16 protein-coding genes are annotated in these 16,761 nt (G+C 40.6%); 8 read left to right on the forward strand and 8 right to left on the reverse strand.

Annotated features, from left to right (window positions below):
* The first annotated feature begins 365 nt into the window (after window positions 1–365).
* Window positions 366–995 (forward strand): BglII/BstYI family type II restriction endonuclease, encoded by a 630-nt coding sequence (locus AC04NP_RS22285; protein ID WP_482862164.1) that lies wholly within the window; start codon window positions 366–368, stop codon window positions 993–995.
* Window positions 992–1,678, forward strand: a complete 687-nt coding sequence (locus AC04NP_RS22290) for an MT-A70 family methyltransferase (RefSeq protein WP_482862165.1) — start codon at window positions 992–994, stop codon at window positions 1,676–1,678. Before AC04NP_RS22285 ends, AC04NP_RS22290 begins: the two co-directional genes overlap by 4 nt.
* A 183-nt stretch (window positions 1,679–1,861) precedes the next feature.
* Here AC04NP_RS22290 and AC04NP_RS22295 read toward each other — a convergent pair whose 3' ends face one another.
* The 5 genes from AC04NP_RS22295 to AC04NP_RS22315 all read right to left on the reverse strand — a co-directional run bounded on the left by AC04NP_RS22295 (window position 1,862) and on the right by AC04NP_RS22315 (window position 5,116).
* Window positions 1,862–2,014 carry a hypothetical protein gene (locus tag AC04NP_RS22295; RefSeq protein ID WP_482862166.1) on the reverse strand — a complete coding sequence of 51 codons (153 nt, stop codon included), beginning with the start codon at window positions 2,012–2,014 and terminating at the stop codon, window positions 1,862–1,864.
* A gap of 48 nt (window positions 2,015–2,062) precedes the next feature.
* The gene (locus AC04NP_RS22300; protein ID WP_482862167.1) at window positions 2,063–2,245 is read right to left on the reverse strand and encodes a hypothetical protein; all 183 of its coding nucleotides are present in this window, start codon (window positions 2,243–2,245) and stop codon (window positions 2,063–2,065) included.
* Window positions 2,246–2,364: 119 nt separating this feature from the next.
* Entirely contained in the window at window positions 2,365–2,682 is a 318-nt protein-coding gene (locus AC04NP_RS22305; protein ID WP_482862168.1) for a hypothetical protein, read from the reverse strand.
* A 57-nt stretch (window positions 2,683–2,739) separates the two neighbouring features.
* Window positions 2,740–3,243 carry a GbsR/MarR family transcriptional regulator gene (locus AC04NP_RS22310; RefSeq protein ID WP_482862169.1) on the reverse strand — a complete coding sequence of 168 codons (504 nt, stop codon included), beginning with the start codon at window positions 3,241–3,243 and terminating at the stop codon, window positions 2,740–2,742.
* 142 nt (window positions 3,244–3,385) lie between these two features.
* Window positions 3,386–5,116 (reverse strand): phospho-sugar mutase, encoded by a 1,731-nt coding sequence (locus AC04NP_RS22315; RefSeq protein WP_482862170.1) that lies wholly within the window; start codon window positions 5,114–5,116, stop codon window positions 3,386–3,388.
* Window positions 5,117–5,525: 409 nt separating this feature from the next.
* On the opposite strand from AC04NP_RS22315, the gene AC04NP_RS22320 reads away from it, so the two are divergent.
* Window positions 5,526–5,948, forward strand: a complete 423-nt coding sequence (locus AC04NP_RS22320; RefSeq protein ID WP_482862171.1) for a hypothetical protein — start codon at window positions 5,526–5,528, stop codon at window positions 5,946–5,948.
* 13 nt (window positions 5,949–5,961) lie between these two features.
* On the opposite strand, the gene AC04NP_RS22325 is transcribed toward AC04NP_RS22320, so the two are convergent.
* Complete coding sequence (locus AC04NP_RS22325) at window positions 5,962–7,563, reverse strand: glycosyltransferase family 2 protein (RefSeq protein WP_482862172.1); 1,602 nt, start codon at window positions 7,561–7,563, stop codon at window positions 5,962–5,964.
* Between the two features lie 70 nt (window positions 7,564–7,633).
* Window positions 7,634–8,755 carry a glycosyltransferase family 4 protein gene (locus tag AC04NP_RS22330; protein ID WP_482862173.1) on the reverse strand — a complete coding sequence of 374 codons (1,122 nt, stop codon included), beginning with the start codon at window positions 8,753–8,755 and terminating at the stop codon, window positions 7,634–7,636.
* 411 nt (window positions 8,756–9,166) lie between these two features.
* Between AC04NP_RS22330 and AC04NP_RS22335 the strand changes: the two genes are divergently transcribed.
* From AC04NP_RS22335 to AC04NP_RS22355, 5 genes are all read left to right on the forward strand, one after another.
* Window positions 9,167–9,565: a rhodanese-like domain-containing protein gene (locus AC04NP_RS22335; RefSeq protein ID WP_482862174.1), complete on the forward strand. Its 399-nt coding sequence runs from the start codon at window positions 9,167–9,169 to the stop codon at window positions 9,563–9,565.
* Between the two features lie 376 nt (window positions 9,566–9,941).
* Window positions 9,942–10,520, forward strand: a complete 579-nt coding sequence (locus tag AC04NP_RS22340) for a DUF3109 family protein (protein ID WP_482862175.1) — start codon at window positions 9,942–9,944, stop codon at window positions 10,518–10,520.
* 101 nt (window positions 10,521–10,621) lie between these two features.
* Window positions 10,622–13,372, forward strand: a complete 2,751-nt coding sequence (locus AC04NP_RS22345; protein ID WP_482862176.1) for a hypothetical protein — start codon at window positions 10,622–10,624, stop codon at window positions 13,370–13,372.
* A 27-nt stretch (window positions 13,373–13,399) separates the two neighbouring features.
* Window positions 13,400–15,046, forward strand: coding sequence for a mechanosensitive ion channel family protein (locus AC04NP_RS22350; protein WP_482862177.1), 1,647 nt, complete (start codon window positions 13,400–13,402; stop codon window positions 15,044–15,046).
* A gap of 100 nt (window positions 15,047–15,146) precedes the next feature.
* Complete coding sequence (locus tag AC04NP_RS22355; RefSeq protein ID WP_482862178.1) at window positions 15,147–16,373, forward strand: DUF763 domain-containing protein; 1,227 nt, start codon at window positions 15,147–15,149, stop codon at window positions 16,371–16,373.
* A 217-nt stretch (window positions 16,374–16,590) separates the two neighbouring features.
* On the opposite strand, the gene AC04NP_RS22360 is transcribed toward AC04NP_RS22355, so the two are convergent.
* A complete protein-coding gene (locus AC04NP_RS22360; RefSeq protein ID WP_482862179.1) occupies window positions 16,591–16,761 on the reverse strand; it encodes a type II toxin-antitoxin system antitoxin in 171 nt (56 codons plus the stop codon).

Genomic DNA, 16,761 nt, shown 5'->3' on the forward strand with positions numbered 1-16,761 from the left:
AAAGGCACCAAGGCACAAAGAGACACAGAGGTTTTCGTCTATAACATAAAAATATAAGCACGGTCTTAAATTGTGCAACAGTCACATCGCGCTTGTGCTATCTAATAGTCTTAATAATGAGAGGATGAGATGATTTCATAATCGCAAGGACGCGTACTATAAAATAATTGTCCATTGTCAACTGTCAATTAAATAAATAGTAAAAGAAATTAATTGCCTTATACCAATCCAAAAAATTTACCCTGCCAATTTGTTTTTGTTATTTGACTGAATTGTATGACATAATTTTGTAGGTTTACCGCGATAAATTTCATATTATGGTATGTTATAAAAATAAGTTTTATTGATTAAACCGGATTCAAAATATGGGTTGGAGTAATTACATTCCAAATGACATTGCTTATCTTTATGAAATACATGACTACAAACACGCGGCGGCAATTTTATCTAAAGAATTTCCTAAAGAATTTGAGGAATTATGTAATGCACTAAGGGAATTCAGATTCACTGAAGATGACCTGAAAGCCGCCGGAGGCAGTGAAAGCAGAATTCCAAAATATTTCTCAAAGATTTTAAGAGGGCTGGGATGGCATGAGAAAAATTTAGGAGCGGAGCTGAATGTTTACGAAATTGGGAAAAAATCAGGCAAAAGTCTCAAAAGTTCTTTTAATCATGGGTCCCATAAAGTGGATTATCTGAAGGGAAGGGTGGCATTTGATTTGGAATGGAACAGTAAAGATCAGACCTTTGACAGGGACCTTTATGCTTTCAGGGCATTTTTTGAATACAATGCCATTAGTCTGGGGGTTCTTGTTACGAGAAGTAATGAGCTTGATCCTATATTTAAAAAGTTAGGAATATATCCGAAGTACGGAGCTAGTACAACACAAATGGGAAAGTTGATCCCTCGCTTGGAGGCGGGCAGAAATGGGGGCTGTCCGGTTTTGGTTTTTGGCATCACGCCGAGGTTAATCATAAAAAGTGTAATGGCATGAATCCATCAGATGATTTATTAAGATTTGCTCAGAATAGAAAGTTTTCAACAATACTGGCTGATCCACCCTGGCAGTTTCAGAACAGAACCGGTAAAATGGCGCCGGAGCATAAAAGACTGTCGCGGTATCCCACTATGACGCTGGAGGAAATCAAGGTATTACCTGTTGACGCTATAACGGAGGATACGGCGCATTTGTATCTTTGGGTACCTAATGCACTTTTGGCTGAGGGTTTGCAGGTCATGGAGTGTTGGGGGTTTAAGTATAAAACCAATCTCATCTGGTATAAGACCCGAAAGGACGGTGGGCCTGACAGACGTGGGGTGGGTTTTTATTTTCGCAATGTTACGGAAGTTATTTTGTTTGGGGTAAAAGGTAAAAATGCCAGAACGCTCCAACCCGGCAGAACACAGGAAAACATCATAGTACAGCGAAAAAGAGAACATAGCAGAAAGCCGGATGAGCAATATAATTTAATTGAAACCTGTAGCTGGGGCCCTTACCTGGAATTATTTGCACGTGGGAACAGACAAGGCTGGCATTGTTGGGGAAATCAGGCTGGTGATTATTACCCGGATTGGGAAACTTATAAAAACCATTCGCAAAACGGGAAGTCTACCGGCGATTCCGATAAAATGCCTGATGATAATTCGGCGCATCATCTCAGGCTAATGTCCCGGTAGATGCCCTAAAACCGGTTATGCTTCTTATATAACTTATTCCCAAACCGGTGTGAATGTCTGGCGCTGACGCCCAACGTTTTCGACAAAATTCTTTGTGTCTCTTGGTGTCTCCTTTTTCGATTTGCCATGGCACAATGGTGATACCTTGCAGGGAGAGGTTATTGTATTTTTTAACCAGATACCTTATCGAAGCGCCAACCCCACATCCCGTATCCAGTATGCCGGCCCTTTATCCGGATCCAGCTCAAGCCGGTTAAATACCTCCTGCGTCATCTGATTAAGCACCGGCTCCCTGTGGAAAGGGTTCATGCCCTTCCGGAAATACCCATAGTGCATGTTAAACGCTTTGCTCCAGGTTTCATAGTCTGGTCCGGCTTCACGGCACTAGGTATCGATTTGACTTTTTTGCTGTTTATCTATGCCGGCAACCCTCATTTCTGCAGGTGTACTATTTAATGTTTCCGTGGAATTTGTCATTTCCCAATTTCTGCGGGCTCTGCCATTACAATCAGGGTAATGGATGGTTTTAATTCCGGTACCACCCGTAGGGATATTTTTTCGTTTCATGATACGTGAATTTTAGATTTGATTTAAAAGCTTAAGGTGAGGTAAAAAGCCCCCTTTGCGGCCTTGTTACTTGTGGTATCTTTTGATTCTCAAATAAGACAGCACATAGTAAAACAAGGCTAAAAGCCATGGTATGACGGTAATCCATATGTGAAAAAAACATCGCTTATAAAGTCTATGAGTAATAAAGTAAGGAATAAGTAGATTGTAGAGGCGGTTAGGTGTATCGATATTAATGATTTAAATAGGGAAGAAGGTTGTTTCAGGTTTTTTATCCAGGTAATCAGCGACCCAAAAAATTGCCACGGGCCGATGAACAGTTGTGCATATAAGAGCTCAGTTAACGGCATTCCCGGATTCCCGATGATGCCTGCCAGCAGGAATATCGGGGCCAGCATAATCATGAATGTTTGAACAATGAAATCAATCTTTCTCATAGTTATATTATTTATGGAACTTTCAATAAATAATGAAAAAAATATCTAAAAAAAATTTTATTTCCTTTTCCGGGTGAAAAGTCCGAAAAACCAATGTTGGTCAGCCTTGACGAATATATCCAGTGTGGAGGCTGCTTTGTGGCTAAACTTTTCTATTTCCCTGGTAACTTTTTTAAATTCTTTTACTTCTTTCGATTGGTCTTCTTCCACCTTTGCTACCTGATCCAACATTTTCAGGACCGGGTCCAGTTCTCTTCTCTTCCTTTCACCGGCTACTTGCCTTGCCAATTCCCAGATGTCTTTTTCGGAAGTGAAAAAATCTTTTCTTTCGCCTGCCTTGTACACTTTGTGCACAATACCCCAATCAATTAACGCCCTGATGTTCATATTGGCATTACCCCTGGAGATATTTAATTGTTCCATAATATCTTCTGTTGACAACGGTTCGGGAGCGATTAGCAGTAATGCCTGAATCTGTGCCATGGCCTTATTGATCCCCCAACTGGTGCCATGGGCACCCCATGCCTGTATGAACTGTTCTCTTGCTTCAGGTAATTTCATGTGACAAAATTAAATATAATTCCTAAACTTTCAAAATTTTTTGAAAGAAATGTAAAAATACGCAAAAGCTGCGAGCTGCAAGGATACGGATAGGGTGTGGGTGAACGATGGCAACACCCACTGAGACATGGGGTAGGAATATTTAGCTTAAATTTAGTGCGGTAATAATAGCATCGATTTTTTGGTCCAACGCAGCCCATTCTTCATCAAAGGCTTCCTTGCTGCCCAACTTTTTATTAACACTAAAGTAAAATTTGATTTTTGGCTCCGTGCCTGAAGGCCTTGCAGAAACTTTACAACCATCTTCCGTGAAAAACTGCAGCACATTCGAGGCAGGAAAGTCCACTTTTGTTTCCTCGCCACTCAGTAAATCCCTGGCAGTGCCGCTTTGGTAGTCAATGGTTTTAACCAAAGTAGAGCCGTTTAACGACTTTGGTGGATTATTTCTTAAATCAAACATCATTTTTTCAATCTCTTCGGCTCCGCTTTTACCTTTCTTGGTGATTGAAATCAATTTTTCTTTATACAAGCCAAATTCAACATACATTTCCAGTAGAAAATCAAATATACTTTTGCCCTGATCTTTGACATAGGCGGCCATTTCGGCCAGCATAGCGCATGAGGCGATAGCATCTTTATCCCTGACAAAATCACTGATCAGATACCCATAGCTTTCTTCCCCGCCGCCTATAAACTCCATGTTACCTTCGAGCTTTTTGATAAGCGCCGCAATATATTTAAAGCCGGTGAGGGTATCGTAGCACTCGACGTCATAAGTTTTGGCAATTTCGTTGATCAGATCACTGGTTACTATGGTTTTGACAATGTATTGCCTGCCGTTTAACTTTTCGTGTTCTTTCCATTTTTTTAACAGATAATAGATTAAAAGGCAACCGGTTTGGTTCCCATTGAGCAGTTGAAAATCACCATGATTGTTTTTTACAGCTATTCCTACCCTGTCTGAGTCGGGGTCAGTCGCCATCACCAGATCAGCATCGATTTCCGCGGCCTCTTTCAGGGCAATACCCATGGCTTCGGCTTCTTCAGGATTGGGGTAAACAACCGTTGGGAAATTACCATCGGGAACAGACTGTGCTTTAACCACATGTACATTTTCAAAACCAAATTTTTCCAAAACATGAGGAACCATTGTGATCCCTGTGCCGTGGATGGGCGAAAAAACTATTTTCAGGTCTTTTTGCCTGCTGATTGCCTCCGGAGCGAGCGACAGGTTCTTTATAGCTGACAAATAGCGCTCGTCTAGTTCTTTTCCTATTACTTCTATTTTCCTTTCATCTTTGTCAAACTTCACCTCGTCGATATTCTTAATAGCTGCTACCTCATTCATTACATTTTTATCGTGTGGCGGTACCAACTGCGCACCGTCGTTCCAGTAGGCTTTGTAGCCATTGTATTCTTTGGGGTTATGAGAAGCCGTCAGGACTACACCACTTTGACAACCCAGGTGACGGATGGCATATGAAAGCTCCGGAGTTGGCCTTAAATCCTCAAAAAAGTAGACCTTGATACCGTTTGCTGAAAATACCGAGGCTGTAATTTCAGCAAAAAAACGGCTGTTGTTTCTGCTGTCATGCGCAATAGCCACCTTCAATGGTTGGGAAGGAAATGATTTTAAAAGGTAATTCGCCAGTCCCTGGGTCGCCATACCAACTGTATATTTGTTTATTCTGTTCGAGCCAACGCCCATTATTCCTCTTAGTCCTCCGGTGCCAAATTCCAGATCTTTGTAAAAGGAGTCCGTCAACTCCGTCTCATTTCCGGGAGATAATAAGTCTTTTATAGCCACCTTGGTGTCCTCATCAATATTGCTGTTAAGCCATTTTTCTGCCTTGTCGACGATCATTTGTTCCATTATTCCAATGATTAAGTTGTACGATTTTTGGGTTGATTCCCTGGCCTCCGGCTAATCAGGAATTGTGTACTTCAACCGGGTTTTTACCAGCCCTGATTATCAGATGTAATATTAAAAAAAAATAAGACACAGAATGCAAATTAACCAAAATTTCAATGACTATATTTATCTGCCCAGCATTCCACGCTTCCAAATATTCCACATCTCCAACATGCTATTCCTCCAATATTCCGTTTTCCCAACTTCCATTTCCCCTCTCCTTAAATCATCACCGCCGATCCCACCCCTTTATACCACCCCCAATTCCCTCACGAAATTTAAACCAGGTATTATTTTGATACATTTTAACTTGTATGTTATATTTAGTCTTTAGAGTTTTGCAAAATATGATATCAAATAACGTAAACTAATGGATATAAAAGCTTTAGATGAAGCGCTCATCTCAATTGTAGAAATGAAAAATCAACTGAGTACTATTGACTATAATGATGAGAGTTACGACCACATCGAGGAGGAATTACATCGATTAGAAGATGATTTTGGGGAAAAATTTGGGGATTATGTTGAAGATGCTTTGCATTATGTGCATGATGAGTTTTGCCCGGATAACGAAGTGCTTCTGCCTATTGCCTACCTGGCCAATAAATACATCGAAAGAGGAAAGAATCCCGATGGCTCAACAGCTTTTGATGTTGAAGTAAATGAAGGAGTTATCGTGGATGTTGATGACTTCCCGGGGCAGGAAACCAGGTTGGTATTGATACCAAATCCTACAAGAATAATTTTGCAGGTAGGCAAAGATCAGAGAGAGGAAGTGTGGAAGGCAGGTTAAAAAACGCCCTGGCTCAGATTTTGCCTTGTTTTTTATACATACCGACTAGCAGTTTGTATTTTTTGTACGTGCATTTGAACTCTTCATAACATATACGGAGTCCGAAGCCCCCGTCCAGAAAACCAAGCCTTATAATATACATAGAAAAAAATTTGGAGATTGGACTGAACAACATTTTCAGAACGGCGGTATTTTTGTGCAATCCATGCTTAAACTTATAGTTTGCAGCTATTTTAGCATAGTTTTCGGTTTGCCTTTTATGTTCTTCAAGGCTGTTTAAGGTGTCATGGTACAGATCACCCTGAAGGTGGAAAGTATAATCTTCATTATCTATTACCACCAGATCATGCGGGTTTTCACCGCCCCATCTGGCCTTTTCCTTATTAAAAAGCCTTATCCTCGAGTCGGGATACCAACCACTGTGGTTAATGTCTTTGCCCCTGTAAAAGTTACGGCGGTTCATAGAGTAGCCTTGATAAGTGAGTTGGTTTTTCACTTGTCGGATAGAAGATTGTAATTCCCTCGAAAGATGTTCATCGGCATCGAGGCTCAGCACATATTGGTATGTTGCCTGGGAAAGTGCGTACTGTTTTTGCTGTATATGGCCTTCAAACGGGTTCTTGATAAAGGTGATGGGGTATCTTTTGCAGATATTTTCAGTTTCATCATCAGAATAGGAGTCCACCACCACGATTTCATCTACTATGCCTGTCAAAGATTTGATACACTTTTCAATGTTTTTTTCTTCATTGTAGGTAATAATCGTGGCAGATATCTTTCCCTGAAGCGATCTGAGGAACGCATCTTCGGCTTCCTGCTCAGTTAAATCGAGCAAGCCATGCCGGCAATATTTTACTTGGTTAAGCCTTGTTTTTTCAGCCATATCCGCTTTCTCTGGCCATGATTCCTCAACGGCACCGTCCCGGAACAGTTGAAATTGTATCGCACTGAATTTAAGATTCATCTGTCCGATCTTGTTATTAATAAACCTTGCCGCCAATTCCGCCTCCCCCGACGTCTGTTCATTTATGTTTTCGTCATAGCCATTTACCTTCACAAAATCCTGCCGCCAATAGGCCGTTATCTTACCCTGCCGCCTGGCTATATCAAGATGAGGCCTTAATAAAAACAGTGTAATTGATTTGATATGTAATGCGTTGAGCCGTTTTTTAATATGGCTTGAAAAAGCAGATAATTGCCAGTGCTTGTTTGACAATATATCAGAAGAGAGGCGTTTATCGATAAAAGCGCTCTTTCCTGTTACAAAGCACATGGGCCTGGCAAATTGCAGATGATCCTTGATAAAACACGGGTGCAGGATGGTTCCGCTATCGATCTGTATAATATATTCCGACTGGGATTTTGCCACTGATTTATTTAGCATAGTTGCGCTCCGCCAGTTATCGGTGACCGACAAGACGTGAATCAATGAGGTGTTAAATCCGGATTTTAAGCTATCGATCAAAGTACCGGTGGTCATAGCCGATTCATAACCGACGATAATTATTTCGTCAGGCATTTGCTTTTGCTTCAGCAGGCTCAGGAGTGTAATTTCAAGTGCCTCCGGCCAGTTACAGGTGGTGATTATTAATGAAACGGATGGAAGCTTTTTCATATAATTCCTGGGCAAAAGGCTAAAATTAGTTTATTTCGTTTTCTGATTACCATTGTTTTCCGGAGTCTTGTTAATTGTGTAATCTCGTATATACTTTCATTAAATTAGCAGCTATTTTAATATCACTGAATTTTTGTACAAATTGAAATCCCCTTTCCACCATTTCTTCCTTTTTTGCGGCGTCTTCCCAGATCGCCGAGATGGCGGCTGACATTTGAGGCACATTGTATGGGTCTACATATATGCTTGCGGGGCCTCCCGACTCTGAAAAACAGCTTCCTGTTGAGGTTATTACCGGCACCTTGCTAAACAATGCTTCTATGATTGGAATGCCAAACCCTTCGAATACAGACGGGTAAGCAAACATGCTGGCGTTTTGATAAACTCCTGCCAGATCGTTCAAATCAATATTTTGCCTGTGAAGTACGTGTTCACTCATGTTGTTTTCCCTGACATATTTAAAAACGCTGTCAGCATACTTGGTTTTTTTACCGATTACCACCAACTTAATATCTTTAAACGGTTTTATAGCCTTTACTAATGAGAGCAGATTTTTTCGCTTTTCAATAGTTCCTACATTTAATATGTATTTTTCAGGTAGCGCGTGCTTATTTCTGATTCTCAGCAGTTCTTCTTCCGGCAGGGATTTCTGAAATACGGAATGGCAGCCCTGGTAAACCACCTCAATTTTTTCTTCTTCTATTCCAAAATATTTCACGATATCCGCTTTTGTTTGCTGGCTGATAGCAATAATTTTGTCGGCAACATGGCAGGCATGCTTAAATTTATACCGGTAAATGTTGCGATCGACCACCGGGTATAGTTCCGGGAACCTGATGAAAATCAGATCGTGTATGGTCACCACTGTTTTGACCGAAGACTTGTGAATGCCAAAAGGTAATTCATTGGTAAGGCCATGGTAAATTTGTACCTTGTTTTTGACAATAGCATTCACTATAGGTCCTATTCTCCAAAAAGAGGACATTTTCCTGTAAAAGGCCCCTTCAGGGTTGATCTCCTGTATGTTTGTCCGGTCTGAGAGAAATTTTTGGCCACTTGCAGGCTTTGGATTAAACAAAAAATAGGAGTTTTCAGGGTAATAACCAGACAGTATGCTAACTGTGTCTCTGCTGTAGTTACCTAGTCCTGTTTGATTATGAAAAATTCTTTTGGCATCAAAACCAATATTCATGTTCATGAAATTAACCGCAAAGCTAGTTAATAATTTCCTTTATGTTTTCAAAAAGTCCTGCAGCAATCATGAAGGGTTGGTGATAAAATATAAATATGGATTAAATTGATATTAGTTTTTTCAGGTTGTCGTTCTGAGAAGGTTCGAAAACTTCGAAAAGATCGAGTTTACTTAACAAAAATATTGATAAACCCCCTGTAATAGATCGTAAAATATTACATGTTGCAACACTTAATAAATTGTATTTTTCCAATAAACACTGTTTAAAAACCGGGAATTTCTGCCTTAGCCTGCACTCTTTATCGACAGAATACAATTTATATTACATTTAACCAGTATAGCAGACCCTTTATCTTTCTTGAAATATTACTATATTGAAGTTTTGAGAGGGATAAAAAAATTATTTTGGTTATGACTAAGTATAATTTGAGAAGAATAGTACCCTTATTGATATTGATGGTGGTTTATTGCTATAGTGCAAAGACTCAGCCTGTAATAGAGCATGTAAATTCAAAGGCTATGAAGAAGGCCATGGAAAGTGAATCAAATGTGGTGGTGCTGGATGTGAGGCAGCCTGGCGAAATGGTGGAAGGAAAAATTCCAGGTGCTGAAAACATAGATATCAAACAGGATGAGTTCTGGCTGAAGCTCAAAGCGTTGAGCAAAGAAAAAAAGTATTTTGTGTATAGCAGCGACGGCGGTCTTAGCACCAGCGCGGCAAGGGTGATGAAGCAAATGGGATTTCAAAACGTCTACAATTTGTTAGGAGGATTTGAAGCCTGGAAGTCAGCGGGATACTTTGTTGAATAACAAAACAGTTCAGGCATGCTTCTTATGAATAACAGTCGAATGTTCATGTATATTTGCTTTTATTAAATTTTCTAACACGATCGAAATTCCCCTGTTTTACTCGTTCCGCAACAGATCTGCCGGGATAAAAACCCCGATACCCATCGAAGTTTTATAACTAAAATCTGCCAGCCAGTTGTCCGTAAACAGATACGCGGTTGGAATAGTGATGATCACCGCAATAATGCTGGCTGAAAATGAAATACTTATACATAATGATCATTCACCGGTTTACAGGTTGTATGGGAGGCATAAATAATTCATATTTTACTAATTTCAGTGGTTTACTATTTAGGCTTAAATGTGCTACCTTTGACAAAACAATAAGGACCATACCATGATTTTAGTAGAAAAAACGGTAATCAGCGATGATATTAAAGACAATTTTTTTGTGTGCCATCTGGAAAAGTGCAAGGGCGCTTGTTGTGTGGAAGGTGATCTGGGAGCCCCGCTCGAAGATCATGAACTTGCCGTACTTGAGGATATTTATGAAGAGGTGAAGCCCTATATTTCTGAGGCAGGGAGACAGGCTATTGCCAGCCAGGGCACCTATGTATTGGATGATGAAAATGAATATTCTACCCCTACTATTAATGGCAGGGAGTGTGCGTATGCTGTTTACGATGAAAAGGGAATCCTGAAATGTGGTATTGAACTGGCTTACAGGGAAAAAAAGATTACTTTTCAAAAGCCTATTTCCTGTCATCTGTATCCGATCAGGATTACCCGGTATGATCAGTACGAAGCTATAAATTATAATCGTTGGCATATCTGTAGTGATGCCTGTACTTTGGGGGAAGCATTGCAGGTGCCTCTTTACAAATTTTTGAAAGAACCTTTGATAAGAAAATACGGTGAAGATTGGTACAGGGAGTTGGTGGAGGAAATTGAAACACTAAATCAGGATAAATCCTGAACCTGCCCGCTTTCAGGGCGTCTGTGTATTAATCTTTCAAATGCATTCTCAGTGCATTTTTGAGATCAATTCATTTTATTTGTAGCAAAATAGAATGTACATTGAAGAATAAATTTTTTCCGGTCTTTATTATAAGTGCCTTACTCGTCGGTGGTGGCCTCTATGCTTATAAGTACTTTCGCGATGCCCATGGGATTAATGCATGGATGCTGGTGCCTAATAGTGCTGTCATGGTGTACGAGTCTTCCAATACAGTGAAAGTCTGGAATGATTTGCAAAAAAAGGCCCCCTGGAGAAATCTCTTATCTATTCCCTGTTTTTACGATTTAAAAAAGGATTTCGAGTCTCTCGATAGTATTGGCGGGGGATCAGGACAACTGGATGAGTTGTTCAGAGGAAACCCTTTTTTGATTTCTATGCATGTAACCGGTGATGATGCGTTCGACTTCATGTATTATATAGAGCTGAAAGATCTCAAATCCAACGATCTGGCTAACAAAATCTTCAACAACTTCAAGAACAGGGAGGGAAATGTGTTTAGCGATAGGAAGTATAAAGGATTTAATATCAAAGAGATAAAGGCCGGAGAAGCGAATGGCTCCTTTACATTTGTTAACTATAAAAATTTTTTCATTGGCAGCTTTACACCTCATCTGGTCGAAGATGCCATTAGAAATATAACCGGAGAAAATCTGCATACATTTGAAAATCAGAACACCTCTTTGTTTAGCTTTTCCAAATTGGATAATGACGATGGCAACCTGTATGTTAACAGCAAGAAGATTACGGAGTTATATGGTGCTTTTGCCACTCAGAAAGTGGGGAATGAGTTAAGATTTTTTTCCGAGCAGGCTTTTTTGGATGTTAACATTACGGATAAGACGCTTTTGCTAAATGGCTTTAGTGAGGTGGATAAGGAGCCCAATACCACCTACCTGGGTACTTTTGCCGGGCAAAAGCCTGACAAGATTAAGTTACAGGCCTATCTGCCGAACCGCACGGCGATTTTGTTTCATTTATCCTTTAACGACGGAAAAACCTGGAAGGAAAACCTGATAAGATATTGGAGAAAAAGAGCGCCCATTCAGATGAAGAAATGGGATGATCTGGCGAACCAACATCAATTTGATGTAGATGCGTTTTTCACCTGGTTAGGTTATGAGATAGGCCTTGCCACACTCGAGTCGGTCGACCCGGAAGACCCGGAAAAAATACTGATTATCCAGGCATTGGATATCAATGAAGGGCTTAAACAATTTAATAAGCTAACTGAGAATTTATCTGTTGGCGGAGAAGATACGTTGTATGTAGAAAGCTATTCGGGAAATCAGATCAGACAAATACCTGTTGACAATTTTCCGGATTTATTATTAGGGCCACAATTTGGCGGGTTTAAAAACTGCTTTTATACAGCCATTGATAGCTACTTGATTATGGCCAACAATGTACAGGTACTTAAAGACCTGATGAATGACCGCGAAGAGGAGAATGTATGGTCGAAATCAATCAGACAAAACGCCTTTATAGAGAGCATATTAGAAGAAGCAAATGTTAATTTGATCATTAATACTTTAAGCGTATGGAATATCATGCAGGCAAATCTTCATCCGAAATGGCAAAGGTTTAGTCAAAAATATGCTTCTCAACTCAGGCAATTTGAAAATGTGGCCATACAGTTCAGTAACGTAGACAATAGATTCTTTACCAGCCTTTCGGTTGATTTTGTAGAGAAGAAACCGACAGACAACCAACCACAAAATTACATCCTGGTACAAAACGCATTTACAGAAGCGCCGATTGCAACAAAACCCTTTGTCGTGCGAAACCATATTAATAATAAAAGGGAAGTCCTGTTGCAGGACAAAATGAACTATCTGTACCTCATTGATGAAAGTGGCAAAACTTTATGGCGCGACTCTGTAGGGGATGCCATACAGGGGGTAGTTGCTCAAATTGACTATTACCATAATGGTAAATTGCAATATTATTTCATAACCGGAAATGCTTTGCATATCATCGATAGGTTAGGCAACTATGTTGAGGGATTTCCTGTGGAGGTGCCATCAGAGCTGGGTTTGTATCAGACATCTGTCGTCGATTATGATAAAAGCAAAAGGTACCGGTTTTTGGTTGCTGATAAGGAAGGGAATATATACATGTTTGACAAACAGGGCAAAAATCTGAACGGGTGGCAGCCCAGGAGGTTGAGCAACCGCCTGGCTACCGCGCCTTTTCACATAAGGGTGCGTGGCCGTGATTGCATTGTCGGTATTCAGGAAGATGGTGTGGTTAACATGATGAATCGCCGCGGGCAAATGTATCCGGGTTTTCCACTTGATTTAAAAGACAAAATAAACAATCCGCTGTTTATAGATGTGGGTACTGGCTTTTCCAAATCTTATTTTACAACGGCGACCAATAGCGGACAATTGGTAAGAATTAATCTGGAAGGTGCCATTATCGAACGCAAACAACTCCTCAGGCCTACTAAAGATGCCAGATTTAAGCTGGTCATCGATGCTCTCAACCGCAATTATGTCATAGGCAGACAAGAGCAAAACAGGGTAAGCATGCTTGACAGGAATGGTAAGGTAATTTTTGAAAAAGATTATGTGGCTTCCGGAGATATGAGGATGCAATATTATGATTTTAGCAGAGGGCAGCAGGTGTTTGCATTAACCGACAAAGACCAGGAGTTTACTTATTTATATGACATCGAAGGTAAGTTAATTAATTATCAGCCAATAGAAAGTGGATTTGACATTGGATTATTGTATTTTGAGTCACAGAAAAATTTCCGCGTATATAAAAACTACGAAAATAACTTTTCTATTCTGGATTATAAAAGATAATCATTTCATTGATAAACTAAACCGGACATGAAATTCAAGACTTTTTTCATCTTATATATTTTTTTGTATTCGTCACCTGCATTGGCCTTTTTCATTCAAGATCAGGACAATGATACGCCAGGTGTCGCAGCCGATTTATCCAGTCCGTTTGGTGCTATTTACACGCATTTTGAAAACCTGCAGGACTACAACTACCACCCTGAAATTGCCGCACAACCCTTTTTACGGGAAGGGGTTAGCCTGGCCGAAGCCCAGCAAATGGCCATCAAAGTAAAACATATTTTTGACGGTAAGGTCATCTATCTCGATGAAAATGATTTTCCTACAGACCCCTTATACCGGGATTCAATTAGCAGGAAACAAAAATACATCCTTTCAGGCCAGATACCCGAAATCTACGTTATCAGGGAAGAAGGCAGGTGGTTATACGCTCAAAAAACCATAGAAAGCATCGACAGAATTTACAAGAAAACCTATCCTTTGGGAACCGACAAATTGCTAACGTGGCTGCCTAAAATAGGGAATGATCGCTATCTGGGCTTGTATATCTGGCAATTGCTGGGATTGCTGATTATTACACTCATCTGTTTTGTTCTGCATAAAATCCTGACCTTTATTTTTGAAAAAATTCTTTTCAGGATACTGGTAAAACTAGGAAAAAGGGATGTGGTCAAAAAGGTGATTCATCCGGTAGCCAAGCCTACCAGTTTATTTTTTGTTTTCTGGCTGGCTACGCTCCTGATACCGGCTATGCAATTGCCTGTTAACACCTATTATAAATACATCCCGCTCATTCTGAAGGCGACTTTGCCAATTTTCGCTACGATGGTTTTTTACCGACTGGTTGATTTATTGTCAGAATATTTTAAGCGATTGGCAGAAAGAACCGAGACGACCTTGGACGACCAATTGGTACCTCTCGTGAGAAAAGCGCTGAAGACTTTTGTGGTAGTGATCGGTATTTTCTATACCCTTTACAACCTTAATGTAGATATTATTCCATTACTGACAGGATTATCTATCGGTGGATTGGCTTTTGCCCTGGCAGCTCAGGATACCATCAAAAATTTCTTTGGCTCGTTCATGATTTTTGTGGATAAACCTTTTCAAATAGGTGATTGGATCACTTCCGGCGATATCGACGGTTCGGTAGAGGAGGTGGGCTTCAGATCAACGCGCATACGCACTTTCAGAAATTCGGTAGTTTATGTACCGAATGCAAAATTGGCCGACAGCACCATTGACAACCATGGCTTACGTGTTTACCGTCGTTTTTATACCAAAATCGCCATTACCTATGATACGCCCCCTTCATTGATCCAGATATTTGTGGACGGCTTAGAAAAAATCATACAGGAGCATCCTGATACAAGAAAAGACTATTACAACGTGTATCTCAACGATATGGGGTCGCACTCACTGGATGTGATGTTTTATATGTTTTTTGATGTGCCTGATTGGCAAGCAGAATTAAAAGCCCGCCATGAGTTGATATTGTCTATCATCAGGCTGGCCGAGCATCTGGATGTGAGATTTGCCTTCCCTACACAAACGCTGCACATTGAGACTCAGCCTGGAAAGGAATCCCTGACGCCGGACTATATTGAAAGCGAAGAATCCATGAGGCAAAAAATGAAACATTTTTTTGTGCAAGACCAGGGAAATCAGACCTGAGCAGTAGTCGTCTAATTTTATGCTAAAAAATTTTTAGTAATCCTTGTTTTTGCTAAAATATTTGGCTATAATTATTGCCTAAACCAGATACTATAGTTAATTGAAAAGAGCAGGACATGCAGATTTACCGCTTCATCACGGACGCGTACCCATCTGGCTTGCACAGCGAATGAGTAAGCTGGCTGCGGCTATTGTCGAGGCCATTGTGGTCGAATATGGCAAATCTGAGGTAATGCGTCGTATGAGCGATCCATTATGGTTTCAATCTCTGGGTTGTGTGCTGGGAATGGATTGGCACTCCTCCGGAATAACTACTTCGGTAATGGGTGCCTTGAAAAAGGCGATTAATCCGATGTCTGGCGCCCTTGGAATTTATGTATGTGGTGGGAGGGGGAAGCATTCATTGCAAACACCGGCTGAGTTATTAACTGTGGCAGATAAGGCCGGATTGGATGGCAGGTATTTGGTAAAATGCAGTAAGTTAAGTGCCAAAATTGATAATACAGCTATTCAGGATGGGTTTCAGTTGTATTTACATTCTTTTTTGGTGACAGATGAAGGAGAGTGGGCTGTGGTACAGCAAGGTATGAATGATGGCAGCGGCTATGCAAGGAGATATCACTGGCATTCCGGCGTATTACATTCGTTTGTCGATGAACCGCACACCTGGATTTGCGGTAATAACCAGGGGAAGATTCTCAACTTTACAGATCATGGGGCAGCAGTAACCCGGGATAAAGTCATGGAAATTGTTCATGAATCCCCCAAAAGGATATTGCCGGAAATAAGGAAGGTTTACATGCCTTCGCACCATGATGTAAAATCACAGGATGTTAATTTAAAAAGACTGGGCAGTATACTGGCTTTTGCACATGACTATAACCCTGAAGACTTTGAGTCCCTTCTGTTACTTAAAGGAGTGGGTCCCCGTACGATGCAATCGCTCGCGCTGGTCAGCGAAGTGATTTACGGCACCCCTACCCGCTTTGATGATCCGGCAAGGTTCTCATTCGCCCATGGAGGTAAAGACGGGCATCCTTTTCCGGTACCGACTAAAGTTTACGATGAAACTATTCAAATTCTGAAAACCTCTGTGGAAAAAGCCAAAATTGGCTATTATGATAAACAAAGAGCCATCAAAAGCATTAACAGGATTGTCGAAAACATTGAGAGAGACTTTGAACCCAATACTAACTTCAATAGCGTAATCGCCAGGGAGCGGGCAGCGTCTTATCAATATGGCGGGATGACAGTTTTCGGAAAAGCGAAGCCACCCAAATCCGTCGCACCCCCGAAACCCAGGTTTAAGCAATTATCGCTGTTTTAGCTGGTTGTTATATCATTTTTCATTATGCAATGTCGGTCTGAATTATTTAAGCAAGGCGAAGAGCTCCGGGAGGGGTGCTCGGTTCTTGCACTATTTGTTTGAACATACGTAAGTATACTGCTAAAAGAATTGCACTTATTTTCTTGCACCAGCTTCCATACAAGCGTTACCTATTTTCATTTTAACTGTCATTTTCATTTTAACTGTCATTTTCATTTTAATTTTCCTTCCCCCGTTCTTTGCCTAGCCTGCCCGCATCCCTTAACGCTTTATGGATGATCCATTCCAGTTGTCCGTTCGTGCTACGGAATTCATCAGCTCCCCACTTTTCGACAGCCTTTAATATTTCAGGGTCTAAGCGCAACACAAACGGTTTTTTCTTGGCCAT

The sequence above is a fragment of the Agaribacillus sp. DX54 genome (assembly GCF_056858335.1).

Excerpts from the sequence above, each read along its gene's own strand:
- AC04NP_RS22285 (WP_482862164.1), top strand. The coding sequence starts at position 366 with ATGGGTTGGAGTAATTACATTCCAAATGACATTGCTTATCTTTATGAA.
- AC04NP_RS22290 (WP_482862165.1), top strand. The coding sequence starts at position 992 with ATGAATCCATCAGATGATTTATTAAGATTTGCTCAGAATAGAAAGTTT.
- AC04NP_RS22295 (WP_482862166.1), bottom strand. The coding sequence starts at position 2,014 with ATGCACTATGGGTATTTCCGGAAGGGCATGAACCCTTTCCACAGGGAG.
- AC04NP_RS22300 (WP_482862167.1), bottom strand. The coding sequence starts at position 2,245 with ATGAAACGAAAAAATATCCCTACGGGTGGTACCGGAATTAAAACCATC.
- AC04NP_RS22305 (WP_482862168.1), bottom strand. The coding sequence starts at position 2,682 with ATGAGAAAGATTGATTTCATTGTTCAAACATTCATGATTATGCTGGCC.
- AC04NP_RS22310 (WP_482862169.1), bottom strand. The coding sequence starts at position 3,243 with ATGAAATTACCTGAAGCAAGAGAACAGTTCATACAGGCATGGGGTGCC.
- AC04NP_RS22315 (WP_482862170.1), bottom strand. The coding sequence starts at position 5,116 with ATGGAACAAATGATCGTCGACAAGGCAGAAAAATGGCTTAACAGCAAT.
- AC04NP_RS22320 (WP_482862171.1), top strand. The coding sequence starts at position 5,526 with ATGGATATAAAAGCTTTAGATGAAGCGCTCATCTCAATTGTAGAAATG.
- AC04NP_RS22325 (WP_482862172.1), bottom strand. The coding sequence starts at position 7,563 with ATGAAAAAGCTTCCATCCGTTTCATTAATAATCACCACCTGTAACTGG.
- AC04NP_RS22330 (WP_482862173.1), bottom strand. The coding sequence starts at position 8,755 with ATGAATATTGGTTTTGATGCCAAAAGAATTTTTCATAATCAAACAGGA.
- AC04NP_RS22335 (WP_482862174.1), top strand. The coding sequence starts at position 9,167 with ATGACTAAGTATAATTTGAGAAGAATAGTACCCTTATTGATATTGATG.
- AC04NP_RS22340 (WP_482862175.1), top strand. The coding sequence starts at position 9,942 with ATGATTTTAGTAGAAAAAACGGTAATCAGCGATGATATTAAAGACAAT.
- AC04NP_RS22350 (WP_482862177.1), top strand. The coding sequence starts at position 13,400 with ATGAAATTCAAGACTTTTTTCATCTTATATATTTTTTTGTATTCGTCA.
- AC04NP_RS22360 (WP_482862179.1), bottom strand. The coding sequence starts at position 16,761 with ATGGCCAAGAAAAAACCGTTTGTGTTGCGCTTAGACCCTGAAATATTA.